We start from the raw sequence: 14,877 nt of genomic DNA, 5'->3' as shown, positions 1-14,877 counted from the left end.
TGTTGCTTAGCTGGACCACGTTTCCGCTGTGACCAGTGCCACGGGTTGATCACCGAGCAGCGCGGCAGCTGAAAGGCTGGCGTCTGCGGCCAACGTCTTTCCGGTCAGGACATCGCGCTTGCGTGCTTCCTGGAGAGCTTGGGGGAGAAGGATATCCGTTCCTTTCCAGAAATCCGCGCCTGCAGACAGCGTCGCGCCGGCCAACCTGCCGTACATGAGGCGCGGGACGATGGTGATCGCGAACTGCTCGTCGAGCTGTCTGGCAAAGGCGACGAGGTTCCCGCTGCGGTTTCCGGTGACCGCCAGCGGCAGATACTCGCCGTCTGAAAAAAGAAACGCATGCTCCTGCCGGAGCGCCAGGCAGAACCGGATGATCCTTTGTTTCAGTGCCGCCGCACTCAGTTCCGTCAACGGCGTTTGCTGATCATCGAGCCACGTGGCCAAGGTCTCGAAAGGCACGGCCCGGCGGTTGTCGGGGTCGACGAGACTGAAATCCAATCCTTCCGCGCCCTGATAGAGATCGGGAATGCCGGGGGCGGTCATCTTGATCAGCGTTTGCGACAGGCTGTTGAGATAGCCAGCCTGGACGAATGGCTGCAGCGTGCGCTCGAAATCCGTGATGAAGGATACATTTTCGGGCGCGAGCAACTGCGTGGCATAGGCTCGAACTGCTCTCTCGTAGTCGGGATTCTCGTGCGCCCAATCGGTGCGCCGTTTCGCCTCGCGAACCGCCTTTTCGACATAGGCAAGAAAGCGTGCGCGCAGGCTTTCGATTTCCTTGCCGTCGGCCGACCCGAAATTCTCTGGCCAGATGCCGGCAAGCGATTGATACAGCATCCACTCGAAATTGGGGCCCGGTGCGGCACCGTCCGGCAGATGCGCAAGATAGGTTCGGTTCATTCCACGCCAGCGCTCGACGGCCTGCGACCAGGTATCCGCTCCTTCACTCAACGCATAGAGCCTTGCGCGCGCATCCTCGCCACGTTTCGTATCGTGCGTCGAAGTGCAGGAGAGGCCGTGCGGCTGGTGTTGTAGCCGCCGTATCATCAGCGCATGGAACTTTGCGATACCGCCCGGTTCTTCGTGAGGATCGCCGCCGACTTCGTTCAAGGCAATCAGGCGGCCGTAGCGATAGAAGAACGTATCCTCCATGGCTTTTGCCATGATGGGTCCGCTCAACTGTTGGAAGCGTGCGCGGAACTCTTTGGCATCGGCATTGTCGATCTCGCCGGAAAGGATGGAGCGGACGAAGGCGAGCGACTCAGGTTGCTGCACATGATCTGCCGCCTTCGCCGTCGCGATATCGAGCACCTTGTGATCCTGTTCATCGAGCGCGCCGGTCGCGCCGTAGATGCGATAGACAGGGAAGGCGATCAGCAGCTCGCGAATGGCGGCAGCAAGGCTCTCATGACTAACGGCTTTCGAGATGCGTCCGGCAAGACGCACCAGCCGCGCGGTCTCGCCTGCAAAATTCCGCTCTACCATCAGCCGCTTCGCCTCCCGCACAGCCGCGCTGAAATCGGCGGTTGACCCCGCGACGGCCCGATAGGTCTCGTCAAGCTTTTCGAGACCTTCGCCGTCGACAAGGAGGTGGCTGAGGGCGGAAATGAACTCGTAGCCGGTCGTCCCGGAAACGGGCCAGCCTGCGGGAATCTCTTCGTCGGCCTCCACAATTTTCTCGACGAGGATATAGATGTCCGGTCCTGTGGCTTTGCGCAGCCGCCCGAGATAGGCTTTCGGCTCAGCGAGTCCATCGATATGATCGATGCGCAGGCCCTGGACCTGGCCGGAATGCACCAGTTCGAGGGTCAGACGGTGCGTGTCCTCGAAGACCTGGGCATCTTCGACCCGAACGCCGACGAGCCCGGTCACCTCGAAAAAGCGGCGATAGCTCAAATGCCCGGACGCATCCTGCCAGGGAAGAAGCTGCCAGTTCTGGCGCTCGTGCAGGTGCCACATGAAGGCGTGATCGCGAGCGAGCTCAGAAAGCGCCTGCCTCAGAGATGCAGGATCGCCGCGTTCGAAGAGGAGATCCCGGATAGTCTTGTGCAGGTCCTCCCCTTGCTCGGATGCTGCAATCTCCGCGATTGCCGTCGCAGCCGGATCATCGATTTTCGATGATATCTCGCCATAGCTTGCCGGATTGAGCGGAAAGAGACTGTCGAAATAGGCGAGCGCCAGATTGCCATGCACCTCGTCGATCGCCAGCGACAACTCGCCTGATATAAGCGCCTGCTCGAAGCTTCCGCCGAGCAGTGGAAGCGTCAGCCGCTCGCTCCAGTCAATGTCGAAATGCCGGGCATAGGGGCTTTGCTTTCCCCATTCGAGCACGCTCCGCCACCACCCGTTTTCCACTGAGGCTGCCATATGGTTCGGCACGATGTCGACGATCAATCCGATGCCGGCCGCCTTCAGTGCACTCGCCAAGCGGTTGAAGCCGGCGCGTCCGCCAAGCACAGGATCGATCTCGTTGACGTCGGTCACATCGTAACCATGGGTCGAGCCGCTGGTGGCCGTGAAGATGGGAGATGCGTAGAGATGGCTAATGCCGAGCATCTTCAGGTAGGGAATGAGCCCCGATGCCCGGTCGAAACTCATCCCATTGCGAAATTGAAGGCGATAGGTGGAGGTCGGGATCTTCATTGGGTCTGCCAATCGTGGGGGAATGCTTTCGAACGGCCGCAGATGCCAAATTGTTCCCGCGCCGAGGCCAGGCCACCGTGGGGCGAGGGCGATCAGGCTACCTGGGATGTTACCGGTTTCTTACGTACGCGGGAGTGGCTCACCGCAGGGGCTCTATGTCCCGCTTCTTTACAGCGACAGGCAAATAGCCGAAGAAACCGTCAGCCACCTTTTCCTTCTTCCTGCCTGATCCCCATCCGAGAGCCCCTTCCATGCCCCTCGACATTTCCGCCGATGATAACGATGACGCCGCCTTGCTTGCCGAACTGCCGCCCACGGCGCTTCTCGCCAATTTGGTGCTGATCCTGGACGGTAATGTCTGATGTCTTCGGTTTGCAATGATCTGCCGCTTCGTGGCGGCCCGGCAGCGCGATGACCTACCTCGAGATCCTGAGTTTCGTTGCTATCGCCGGCGTTGCGGCCTATGTGCAGACGCTGACCGGCTTTGCCTTCGGATTGCTGCTGATGGGCGCAGTCGGCCTCACCTCGGTGATGCCGCTGCGTGATGCAGCCGTGGTGGCGGGCGTGCTGACACTCGTCAACGCCGGCATCATGATAACCAAGGGCTGGCGAGACGTGCTACGTATGGAACTCGTGCTCGTGCTGTGCAGCAGCTTGCCGACGCTGGTGGCGGGCTATTTCCTGCTCGACCACCTGGCGACCAATGGGCTTGTCTATCTGCGCATCATCCTTGGCGTGGTCATCGTCGTCTCAGCGCTGCAATTGATCATGCCGCCGAAGAAGGAACAGAAGGAAGCGACGAAATCTTCGTTTGTCTTCTATGGCGTTTTCTCGGGCATCATGGGCGGCCTGTTCTCCACAAGCGGTCCACCGCTCGTCTACCACTTCTATCGCCAGCCGCTGCCGCTTGTGGCGATCCGCGAGACACTGGTTGCGATCTTCAGCCTGAATGCGCTGATCCGCCTTCTGGTGGTCGTCGCCGACGGCACCTTTCCGGAACGGCGCTATTGGCCCGCCTTTCTTGCGATTGTTACTGTATCGCTCGGCACGCAACTAGGCCGCCGCCTGCCGCTGCCGCTATCGCCGCGGGTCCTGAAGCTGATTATCTTCCTGCTGCTCTGCGCCTCCGGAGTGTCGCTCGCGCTTCCGCCGATTATCGCCATGGCGACGACTTGATCATTATCGTGAGAAGCAATCAGAGAGCCCTGCCGTCCGGTCCAAAGAGATGGCAGCGCTCGGGGTCGATATGGATGGTGACCGTCTCCCCGGCGCGAATGGGCTGCTGGTCGTCGAGCGCCACCGTCAGCGTCTTTCCGCTCTGCATCGAGGCATAGAGGATCGTTTGGCCGCCAAGATGCTCGACGAGATCGACGCGGGCGTCTCCGAGCGCAATGCCGATATCCCGGACCGTCAGATGCTCAGGCCGGGCCCCGAAGGTAACCGTCTCACCGGGCTTTGCCGATCCGAACCTGCTGGGAAGCCGGACAGACTTTCCGTTGATCTCGACGGCGGCGCCGTCGCCGGAATGTACCATCTTCGTCTCGATAAAATTCATCTTGGGCGAACCGATGAACCCGGCAACAAACTTGTTCACGGGTCTGTTGTAGAGATCGAGCGGCGGGCCGACCTGCTCGATGTGTCCGCCGTTGAGCACGACGATCTTGTCGGCCATGGTCATGGCTTCGACCTGGTCGTGGGTCACGTAGATCATCGTATTACCGAGGTTCTGGTGAAGCTTGGCGATTTCGACGCGCATCTGGACGCGCAGTTCGGCATCGAGGTTGGAAAGCGGTTCATCGAAGAGGAAGATGTTCGGCTCGCGCACGATTGCGCGACCGATCGCGACGCGCTGGCGCTGGCCGCCGGAAAGCTGCTTGGGCTTGCGCTGGAGCAGCGGCTTGATCTGCAGGATCTCGGCCGCCCGTTCGACGCGCGGCTGGATTTCATGCTTCTTCATGCCGGCGGTTTCCAGACCGAAAGCGAGGTTCTTGTAGACCGTCATGTGCGGATAGAGCGCATAGGATTGAAAGACCATGGCGATGCCGCGCTTGGATGCCGGCACGTCGTTCATGCGCTCGCCGTCGAGATAGAGAGAGCCGCCGGAGATGGGTTCGAGCCCCGCGATCATCCTGAGCAAGGTCGACTTGCCGCAGCCGGAGGGCCCCACAAAGACCACGAATTCTCCGGGCTCGATCTCGAGGTCGATACCGTGAACCACCTGAAGTTCACCGTAGCGCTTGACAACCTTCTGCAGCGAGACGCTCGTCGCCATGGATCTTTCCTCCGAATCCGGCATTCCCACGCGCATGTTCATGCGGGCCTCCAATTCCTGTATTTCGGGCTTTCCGGTCCGACCGGAAATCGGACCTCGGTCCTGGTCTCAGACGACTGATAGAACGCTGTCACCAGCTCGAGCGCGCGGCGGGCATCGGCCGTCGTCACCGGAAGCGGACCGCCGGAGATGAGAGCCTCGTGAAAGAGTTTCATCTGGGTCTGGAAGCGCACCGGTACGGGCGTCCAGTCGGCAAGAAGCGCATCGATCTTCGCTTCGGTTTCAGGATTGGCCGGTATGATCTTCCAGGGATCGCGACCGGGGCTGTAGGCTTCGTGATTGCTTTCGAACAGCACGTTCTCGAAGCAGAGGCGCAGCCGGCTGATCTCTTCAGGAGAACCGAGCGTGGCGCTGATCGTGGCGAGTGCACCATTCTCCATCAAAAGGCTGGCGCTGACGCAGTCCTCTACCTCGATGTCGTTGACGCGGGTCGACACGCGGCCAAACAGGCCGGCGATCGGCCCCATGAGATAGGTGAGCATGTCGTGCAGATGGATCGAATGCGTCATCAGCACGCCGCCGAGCTCGGTCGCCCATTTGCCGCGCCAGGGCACCGCATAGTATTCGGGCGTACGCATCCAGTGGGTCTCGCAGGTGGCGACATAGGCCTTTCCGGCAATGCCGGCATCGATGATGCGCTTGGCCTTCTGAACGCCGTCGCCATATCGATACTGGAAGATCGGCATCAGGCGGCCGCGTGCCGTCTTCTCGGCCGCCATGACCGTGTCCACATCGGCAAGCGATCCAACGAGCGGCTTTTCGCAGACGACATTTTTGCCGGCCGCGAGCGCGTCTGTGATCAACGCGAAATGCGAGCCCGGCGGTGTGCAGATATCGATGATGTCCAGCTCGGCCATATCGAGGAGGTCGCCGAAATCGGTCGTGCGCTGGACAATTCCGAACTCCTCACCGACGGCATTCAGGCGTTCGACATTGAGATCGCAGAGAGCGGCAACCTCGAAGCCGTCCGCATTCGGCAGATAGCCTTCCACGATATGGGAGCGGCCGATGCCGAGACCGACGATGCCGACTTTCTTTCTATTGGACATTCAAATCACCTTTGGCAAATCACCCTTGGCGTCAGCGCTTTAGGCCGGCCGTTGCGATTCCTTCGATCAGCAGGCGCTGGAAGAACAGGAAGATCAGGAAGACGGGGATCAGCGACAGGCTCGACATGGCAAACAGGCTGCTCCAGTCTGAACTGCCGGTCGAATCCACGAAGGAGCGCAGGCCGAGCTGGACCGTGTAGGTGTTGATGTCGCTCAGATAGATGAGCGGTCCGAAGAAGTCGTCCCAGGTCCAGATGAAGGAAAAGATCGCGGCCGTGGCGAGAACCGGAAGCGACAGGGGCAGCATGATGCGCCAGTAGATGCGCCAAGGGCTGCAGCCGTCCATCATTGCGGCTTCGTCAAGCTCGCGGGGGATGCCGCGGAAGAACTGCACCATCAGGAAGATGAAGAAGGCGTCGACCGCGAGGAACTTCGGCACGACCAGCGGCAGGATCGTCTTCACCCAGCCGAGCTTCAGGAAGAGGATATATTGCGGAATGAGGGTGACGTGATAGGGCAGCATCAACGTGCCCAGCATCAAGGCAAACCAGAAATTGCGACCCCGGAAATTGAGCCGGGCGAAGGCGTAAGCCGCAAGCGAACAGGACATGACGTTGCCGATCACCGAAAGCGCGGCGATGACGAAGGAGTTCCAGAAGAAGGTGCCGAACGTGACCTGGCCGCCGAACCAGCCGCGCGCATAGGCGCTGAAATCGAACTCGGTCGGAATGAGCGATGCCGTGCCGAAGATCTCATTCTGGTTCTTGATCGAGCCGGACAGCATCCAGAGGAGAGGGTAGAGCATGACGATCGATGCGGCGATCAATGCCGCATGAATCGCGATCGACAGAAGGCGCGAGCGCTCGCGCGGCGGGTTCAGATCGTCGGTTACGGAGACGAGCGGTGTGTCAGTCATCGTAATGGACCCAATAGCGTGAGGACAGGAAGGAGAAGGCGGTGAACAGCGCGATGATGACGACAAGAATCCAGGCAAGCGCCGCCGCATAGCCCATTCGGAAAAATCCGAAGGCTTCCTGGTAGAGATAAAGCGTATAGAAGAGTGTCGAGTCGATCGGACCGCCCGTACCGGATGAGATCACATAGGCCGGCGTGAACGCCTTGAAAGCATCGATCGTCTGGACGACGGCATTGAAGAAGATCACCGGCGTCAGCAGTGGCAGCGTGATCTTGAAGAACATCCTGGTCTTGGAGGCTCCGTCGAGACTGGCCGCCTCATACATGTCGTGCGGGATCTGCCGAAGGCCGGCCAGGAAGATGATCATCGGCGAGCCGAACTGCCAGATGGCCAGCACGACAAGCGTATAAAGCGAATAGTCCGGGTTGGAGATCCAGCTCGGGCCCTGAATGCCGAACAAATTCCAGAGCATCACGTTGATGACGCCGTCGCCATCGAAGATCTGGCGCCAGAGCACGGCGATCGCGACGCTGGCTCCGAGCAGAGAGGGCAGGTAGAAAATCGCGCGATAGACGGACAGGCCGCGGATGCCGCGATTGAGCAAGAGCGCTACCAGAAGCGCGAAAGTGAGCTTCAGAGGCACCGAACAGATGACGTAGAAGAGCGTCACGCGCATGGATGAGACGAACTTCTCGTCGGCGGTCGCGATACGAACGTAGTTCTCTAGGCCGACCAGATTGGGGGCCTGAAGAAGATTGTAGTCGGTAAAGGAGAGATAGAGAGACGCCACGGCCGGGCCGAGCGTCAATCCAAAGAAACCGATCAACCAGGGCAACAGGAAGAGATAACCGGGCGCATTGCGCGATAGCGCGCCCGGGATCTTACGGGAGGTCTGGACGTGCGATACCGTCCGCATGCCGGCGGTGGTACCGCCGGCTACGCTGCTGCTCTGAGTTCCCACTGTTTCAGCCTCGTTTCAGGTTTGCCGCCGCCTGCTCTACGAATTTCGCGCCACCTTCCTCCGGCGTGGACCGGCCGAAGCCGACCTCTTCGGCGATCTTCTTGAGCAGGAACGCGTTCTCGCCGGCGCCATTCGGCGGCGGCGGCGGAAGCGCGCCGACCTTCGGCGTCAGTCGGGCGATATATTCGACCACTTCCTTGGACTGCGCATCGAGCGTCGGCGCCAGTGCATTGCGGACCTGCTCCGATGCCGGCACGCCGCGTTCGACACCCAGCGCCTTGGTGCCGTCGGGGTCCTTGACCAGATAATTGACGAAAGCAACGGCGGCGTCCTTGTTCGGCGACACTGCCGACACCGACATCAGCATCGACGGCTTCAGATATTGCCCGGGCTTGCCGTCGGTTCCGTTCAGCGGATAGCTGATGAGCGTCAGCTTATCCTTGTTGATGGCCTGATAACCGATGAACTGGTTGGAATGGGCAAAGCCGACGGCAGACTTTCCAAGCGATACCATGCTGGTCTCGATGTTGAGCTGATCAAGCGCCTGCATGTCGGCGGGCACGCAGCCCTTCGCCTTGCGCATGTCGCCCCAGAAGGTGAACCAGCCAGCCATGTCCTTTGCGTCGAAGCCGAGGCCGCCATCAGCGCCATAAAGTGCCTTTCCATGCTGACGCAGCCAGCATTCCAGCGCCGGTTCGACGCCGCTTGCATCCGCGCTGCCATAGAAATTGCGGCGCTTGCCGGCTGCGGTCACCTTGGCGCAGGCCTCTGCGAATTGATCCCAGGTCATGCCTTCCTTGAGCGGCTCGACCCCGGACTCGGCCCAGGCATCCTTATTGATGACCACCATGCTGGAATTGACGCCGAGGTTGACGCCATAGAGCTTGCCGTCGACCTTGCCGGAGTTGATGTTGGCTTCACCGAAATCCGCGATGTCGAGTGTCTTGCCCATATAGGGGGTGAAGTCGAGCAGCGTTCCGCGGCGTGCATATTCGAAGATATAGCGATAGTCCATCTGGATCAGATCCGGGGCGTTGCCGCCGGCGGTCTGTGTCGCAAGCCGGGTCCAATAATTATCCCAACCGAAGGATTCGCCTGCAATCGAGACGTCTGGCTGTTTGCCGCTGTAGAGCTTGATCGCATTCATCGTGCGGTCATTTCGCTCCTTCGAACCCCACCACAGAATGCGCATCGAGGTTGCCGCGCTGGCGCGGCTGATCCCGATTGTGCTTAGGGCCAAGGTGGTTACCGTGCCTGCCAGAAATTGGCGGCGGTCGATCGTGAATGTCATGGTCTCCTCCCAGTAGTACCGATGAACTTTACGAGACTGCTTTGCATCTAATAACTATTTGGTTACAAGTTGGAGAGAATTCGAACGCCTGTCAAGCGGCAATCGCCACAGTTTCGGGTGAGGCTTGGTTTGATACAGAATCTCAATGGGATAGATCAGAAAAGCGAGACATGGGTGATGGAGAGCAGGAAAACCGATCAGGTTAAATGGGAGGATCAGCCGGAGGCCAGCGGCGAGGGCGGAAAGGCCGCAAAAGGCGCACCGAAGCGGAACTCTCGCAATCCGAAACGCACGCATGCGGCGATTCTCGATGCGGCGACCGCAGAATTCGCAACCCACGGCTTTGGCGGCGCCAGGATCGATGCGATTGCGGCGCGTGCCAAGACCAACAAACGGATGCTGTACCACTATTTCGGTGACAAGGAAGCGCTGTATCTGGCAGTGCTGGAGGCAACCTATGCGTCGATCCGCAATGCCGAAAAAAGCCTCGACCTGACGCATCGCGATCCGGAGGAGGGCATGCGCGAGCTGGCGCTCTTCACCTGGCACTACTTCCTCAAGCACCCGGAATTCCTGAGCCTTCTGGTGACGGAAAACCTGCATCAGGCCCGCTACCTGAAGCGTTCGGCAAAGATCGCCGCCATGCATTCCCATTTTATCGGAGAACTCTCGGACGTGCTTTTGCGCGGTGAGCGCTCGGGCATCTTCCGTCCGGCAATCGACCCCGTTTCGGTTTACCTGACCATCGCGGCGCTGGGCTTCTTCTACCTTTCCAACCGCCATACGCTGTCCACGATCTTCAATCGTGAGCTGACCGCATCGGCGGCAATCAAGGCCTGGGGCGAGCACATCGTCTCGGTGACGCTTGCCTCGATCAAAATCTGACCCCCTTAAGAAATATTTCGAAAGGCGATTGACAAAACGGAATTTCCTGCGCGATCTTGTAACCAGATAGTTACATCGAGCGGCTGGCTAACCCTTTGTTTTTTGGGAGATGCAAGGGCGAAGCAGCGGAAAAATCGGGAGGATGCTCATGAAACGTCTGGGTCTCATCATGCATGGCGTCACGGGGCGTATGGGGCTTAATCAGCACCTCATCCGTTCCATCGTTGCAATCAGAGCGGAAGGGGGCGTGCTCCTTTCGAACGGCGAGCGGGTCATGCCGGATCCGATCCTCGTCGGCCGGAACGGAGCGAGGCTGGAAGAGCTTGCCCGCGACCATGGGCTCGAGCGCTGGACGACCGATCTCGACGCCGCTCTCGCCAATCCCGACGATACGGTTTTCTTCGATGCCGCCACCACACAGATGCGCGCGAACCTGATTTCGCGGGCACTCGACGCCGGCAAGCACGTCTATTGTGAAAAGCCGATCTCCGATGACCTCGATGCCGCCGTGGCACTCGCCCGCAAAGCCAAGGCATCCGGTCTCAAGAACGGGGTCGTGCAGGACAAGCTGTTTCTTCCGGGCCTGCGCAAGCTTGCCATGTTGCGCGATTCCGGCTTCTTCGGACAGATTCTCTCCGTGCGCGGGGAGTTCGGCTACTGGGTCTTCGAGGGCGACTGGCAGGCGGCCCAGCGTCCCTCCTGGAACTATCGGAAGGGGGATGGCGGCGGCATCATCCTCGATATGCTGTGCCACTGGCGCTATGTCCTCGACAACCTCTTCGGGCCGGTAAAGGCGGTAAGCTGCCTCGGCGCCACGCATATTCCGGAGCGCGTCGACGAGGCCGGCAGGCGCTATCATGCCGATGCCGACGATGCGGCTTACGCAACCTTCGAACTCGAAGGCGGTGTCATCGCCCATATCAATTCTTCCTGGGCCGTGCGCGTGCGCCGCGATGATCTGGTGACATTCCAGGTGGACGGCACGCATGGATCGGCGGTTGCGGGGCTCACCCGCTGCTGGACGCAGCATCGGGTGAACACCCCGAAGCCGGTCTGGAATCCCGATCAGCCGCAGACGATCGATTTCTACAGGACGTGGGACGAGGTGCCGGACAATCAGGTCTACGCCAACGGCTTCAAAGTGCAGTGGGAAATGTTCCTGCGCCACGTGCTGGAAGACGCGCCCTGGCGCTTCACGCTTGATGAAGGGGCCAAGGGCGTGCAGCTTGCAGCACTCGGCCTGCAGAGCTGGGCCGAGCGGCGCTGGCTCGACGTCAAGCCGCTGGAGATCTGACAATGGCGACCCTTCGCCTTCCGACCGCTGAACGCAGGCTGGAGACCTACGCGACCTCTGGGATTCCGATCCCCCTCGAGCGCCGATCTGCAGCGGATTTTCCGCGCGTGGCTTTTGCCGCCGCGCATGTGGTCGCCGATCCCTTCGCCGACAACGACCCGTGGCTGACGCCGGCAATCGACTGGGAGCGGACGCTCGCCTTCCGCCATCGTCTTTGGGACCTCGGGCTCGGGGTCGCAGAGGCGATGGACACTGCCCAGCGCGGCATGGGTCTCGGCTGGCCGGAGGCGAAGGAGCTGATCCGTCGTTCGCTTGCCGAAGCCAAGGGGCGGCCCGATGCGCTGATTGCAAGCGGGGCGGGTACGGACCACCTGCAGCCCGCGCCCGGCCTTGGCCTCGATGAGGTCATCGCCGCCTACGAGGAACAGATCGATGTCGTCGAGGCGATGGGCGGGCGCATCATCCTGATGGCGTCGCGCGCGCTAGCTGCCTCGGCCAGGGGACCTGAAGACTATCTCAAGGTCTATGACCGGATCCTCTCGCAGGTGCGCGAGCCGGTCATCATCCATTGGCTTGGGGAAATGTTCGATCCGGCCCTCGAAGGCTATTGGGGCTCCTCCGGCCATTGGACGGCGATGGATACCTGTCTGCAGGCAATCACCGCGCATTCGGACAAGGTCGATGGCATCAAGGTGTCGCTGCTGTCGAAGGAGAAGGAAATCGCCATGCGCGCCCGGCTCCCTGTCGGCGTGCGGATGTATACCGGTGACGACTTCAACTATGCGGAGCTCATCGCCGGTGATGCTGGCGGCTTTTCCGATGCCCTGCTCGGCATTTTCGATGCCATCGCGCCGGCGGCGTCCGCCGGTCTTGCAGCTCTCGGCAACGGCAAGACGGATAGCTTCTTCGAGCTTCTCGAACCGACCGTTCCGCTGTCGCGCCATATCTTCAAGGCGCCGACGCGCTTCTATAAGACCGGCGTTGTCTTTCTCGCCTATCTGAACGGCCTGCAGGATCATTTCCGCATGGTCGGCGGTCAGGAAAGCGCCCGTTCGCTGATCCATCTCTCCGAGCTCTTCCGGCTGGCCGACAAGGCGCGCGTGCTTGCGGATCCGGATGATGCGGCGTCACGCATGAGCCGGCTGCTTGCCGCGCAAGGGATCGTCTGAGCTCATGACAGCGCTGGCAAGGACAGAGTAATGATCGAGGGACTTTCCATCAATCTGGCGACGACCCGCGGAAGCTGGGGTTTCGCCGAGGCCGTCGACGGCTGCCTGGCGCGCGGCATCACGGCAATCTCGCCATGGCGCGACCAGGTGGCTGCAATCGGGCTCGATGAGGCTGCCCGCATCGTCCATTCGAACGGACTGCGGCTTACCGGTCTCTGCCGCGGTGGCATGTTTCCCGCAGCCGACGCCGCGGGCAGGCAGGCTGCGATCGACGACAATCGCCGCGCCATCGACGAGGCGGCAGCACTTGGCGCCGATTGTCTGGTTTTCGTTGTCGGCGGTCTCCCCAAGGGCTCGCGGGATATCGCGGCAGCACGCCAGATGGTTGAGGACGGTTTCGCGGCGATCCTGCCGCATGCCCGTGCCTCAAGGGTGCCACTCGCGATCGAGCCGCTGCATCCGATGTATGCCGCTGATCGCGCCTGCGTGAACACGCTGAAACAGGCGCTGGATCTCGCTGGAAGGCTGGGACCGGATGTCGGCGTCGCCATCGATGTCTATCATGTCTGGTGGGATCCGGAGCTTGCCGAGCAGATTGCGAGGGCCGGTCGGGAGAAGCGCATCTTCGCCCATCATATCTGCGACTGGCTGGTCCCGACCACGGACCTGCTGCTCGATCGCGGCATGATGGGTGACGGTGTCATCGACCTGACCGGCATCAGGCGCATGATCGAAGCGGCGGGATTTCACGGACCGCAGGAAGTCGAGATCTTCTCGGCCGAGAACTGGTGGAAAAAGCCGGGAGAACTCGTGCTGGATACCGTTGTCGAACGTTTCCGAACCGTGTGCTGAGAAGCGTCAAACCGGAGGAGAGATATGCAGACGTCAAGAACACGCTACGTCCTCGTGGGGGCCGGGCATCGCGGCTCGACCATGTGGGGCAGGGACCTCGTCGAACGGTGGAGCAAGGAGGTCGAGCTGGTTGCCATCTGCGATCTCAATGCCATGCGCGCCGAAAGCAGCCGCAACTATATCGGCGTTTCGGTGCCGATCTATACGGATTTCGATGAGCTTCTGAGGATCGAGCGTCCGGAACTGGTCGTCGTCTGCACACGGGACTCCACCCATGACGACCTGATCGTAAAAGCGATGGAGGCCGGCGCCAACGTCATCAGCGAGAAACCGCTGACGACCACGCCCGAGAAGATCAAGCGCATTCTCGAAGCCGAAAGACGCACCGGCCGACGCCTCGACGTTTCCTTCAACTACCGCTTCGCGCCGACGGCCGCACGCATCAAGGAACTCCTCAATTCCGGCGTTATCGGCGACGTCACCTCCGTCGATTTCCATTGGTATCTCAACACCAGCCATGGCGCCGACTATTTCCGCCGCTGGCACGCCTTCGTGGAGAATTCGGGCAGTCTTTTCGTGCACAAGGCGACGCACCATTTCGATCTCCTCAATTGGTATCTCGATTCCGACCCGGACACGGTGTCCGCCTTTGCCGACCTCGTCCATTACGGTCGCAAGGGGCCGTTCCGTGGCAAGCGCTGTCGCACCTGTCCCCACAAGGGGGAGTGCGACTACTTCCTTGACATCAGCGCCGTGCCCCTCCTTCAGGAACTCTATGAAGAGCCGTCCACGGTCGACGGCTATGTCCGCGACGCCTGCGTCTTCCGCGAGGACATCGACATTCCCGACACCATGGTCGCCTCGATCCGCTATAAGAACGGCGTCCAGGTTTCCTATTCGCTCAATACCTATATGCCGATCGAAGGCCACCATATCGCCTTCAACGGGCACAAGGGCCGTATCGAGCTGCGCCAATACGAGCAACAGGCCTGGACAGTGCCTCCCGCCGACGAGATCGTGGTGATGAAAAATTTCGACGGCGTGGAGCGGATCTGGGTGCCCCATTCCTCCGGCGGCCACTATGGCGGTGACGACCGGCTGCGCAACATGCTGCTGAGGGCGGGGCCAAACGACGAGTTGCGGCAGCGTGCCGGGTCGCGGGCAGGGGCCATGTCCGTTCTCTGCGGCGTTGCAGCACTCGAGAGCAGCCGCACCGGCAGGCAAGTTTCCCTTGCCGAGGTCTGGGGCGACGACCAGGGGCTCAACCTTCTCGATGGCAGGCCTTGAAGAAAAATTTCCAATATTTAATTAGCCGGCTTCCAGGCGCCGTGCGTCCGCACGGCGAGAGACTCCGTGATATCGATTGCCTGAAGCCTGATCTTTCACTGTTCTGCGACCATGAAGGGTTACATCTGCATCCTCACCTTGAGGAAGCGAGTCATTCGCGCCGTGGACACGGCGCGGCTGGATCCCTGTGACAAGCAC

11 protein-coding genes and 1 pseudogene are annotated in these 14,877 nt (G+C 60.7%); 6 read left to right on the top strand and 6 right to left on the bottom strand.

Annotation, left to right across the window (positions count from 1 at the left end; all coding sequences use genetic code 11):
- Positions 1-6: 6 nt before the first annotated feature.
- Positions 7-2,643 (bottom strand): malto-oligosyltrehalose synthase, encoded by a 2,637-nt coding sequence (gene treY, locus AAE029_RS34795; RefSeq protein ID WP_371077501.1) that lies wholly within the window; start codon positions 2,641-2,643, stop codon positions 7-9.
- 411 nt (positions 2,644-3,054) lie between these two features.
- Between treY and AAE029_RS34790 the strand changes: the two genes are divergently transcribed.
- On the top strand, positions 3,055-3,819 hold the full coding sequence (locus AAE029_RS34790; protein WP_371077500.1) for a sulfite exporter TauE/SafE family protein: 765 nt from the start codon (positions 3,055-3,057) through the stop codon (positions 3,817-3,819).
- Positions 3,820-3,838: 19 nt separating this feature from the next.
- On the opposite strand, the gene AAE029_RS34785 is transcribed toward AAE029_RS34790, so the two are convergent.
- From AAE029_RS34785 to AAE029_RS34765, 5 genes and pseudogenes are all read right to left on the bottom strand, one after another.
- Complete coding sequence (locus AAE029_RS34785) at positions 3,839-4,915, bottom strand: ABC transporter ATP-binding protein (protein ID WP_371077521.1); 1,077 nt, start codon at positions 4,913-4,915, stop codon at positions 3,839-3,841.
- A gap of 38 nt (positions 4,916-4,953) precedes the next feature.
- On the bottom strand, positions 4,954-6,024 hold the full coding sequence (locus tag AAE029_RS34780; protein ID WP_371077499.1) for a Gfo/Idh/MocA family protein: 1,071 nt from the start codon (positions 6,022-6,024) through the stop codon (positions 4,954-4,956).
- 31 nt (positions 6,025-6,055) lie between these two features.
- Complete coding sequence (locus tag AAE029_RS34775) at positions 6,056-6,940, bottom strand: carbohydrate ABC transporter permease (protein ID WP_371077498.1); 885 nt, start codon at positions 6,938-6,940, stop codon at positions 6,056-6,058.
- Positions 6,933-7,799 (bottom strand): annotated as a pseudogene (locus AAE029_RS34770) (carbohydrate ABC transporter permease); the annotation flags it as partial. The gene AAE029_RS34775 and the pseudogene AAE029_RS34770, both read right to left, overlap by 8 nt.
- 106 nt (positions 7,800-7,905) lie before the next feature.
- Entirely contained in the window at positions 7,906-9,192 is a 1,287-nt protein-coding gene (locus AAE029_RS34765) for an ABC transporter substrate-binding protein (protein WP_371077497.1), read from the bottom strand.
- 177 nt (positions 9,193-9,369) lie between these two features.
- Between AAE029_RS34765 and AAE029_RS34760 the strand changes: the two genes are divergently transcribed.
- From AAE029_RS34760 to AAE029_RS34740, 5 genes are all read left to right on the top strand, one after another.
- Entirely contained in the window at positions 9,370-10,077 is a 708-nt protein-coding gene (locus AAE029_RS34760) for a TetR/AcrR family transcriptional regulator (RefSeq protein ID WP_371077496.1), read from the top strand.
- A gap of 148 nt (positions 10,078-10,225) precedes the next feature.
- Positions 10,226-11,371, top strand: a complete 1,146-nt coding sequence (locus AAE029_RS34755) for a Gfo/Idh/MocA family protein (protein WP_371077495.1) — start codon at positions 10,226-10,228, stop codon at positions 11,369-11,371.
- Positions 11,372-11,373: 2 nt separating this feature from the next.
- Positions 11,374-12,540: a dihydrodipicolinate synthase family protein gene (locus tag AAE029_RS34750; protein ID WP_371077494.1), complete on the top strand. Its 1,167-nt coding sequence runs from the start codon at positions 11,374-11,376 to the stop codon at positions 12,538-12,540.
- A gap of 30 nt (positions 12,541-12,570) precedes the next feature.
- Positions 12,571-13,392, top strand: coding sequence for a sugar phosphate isomerase/epimerase family protein (locus AAE029_RS34745; RefSeq protein WP_371077493.1), 822 nt, complete (start codon positions 12,571-12,573; stop codon positions 13,390-13,392).
- 24 nt (positions 13,393-13,416) lie between these two features.
- Positions 13,417-14,679 (top strand): Gfo/Idh/MocA family protein, encoded by a 1,263-nt coding sequence (locus AAE029_RS34740; RefSeq protein ID WP_371077492.1) that lies wholly within the window; start codon positions 13,417-13,419, stop codon positions 14,677-14,679.
- Positions 14,680-14,877: the final 198 nt, after the last annotated feature.

The organism is Sinorhizobium sp. CB7, assembly GCF_041357635.1.
Taxonomy (GTDB): Bacteria; Pseudomonadota; Alphaproteobacteria; order Rhizobiales; family Rhizobiaceae; genus Rhizobium.
This window is presented reverse-complemented; position numbering and strand designations above follow the sequence as displayed.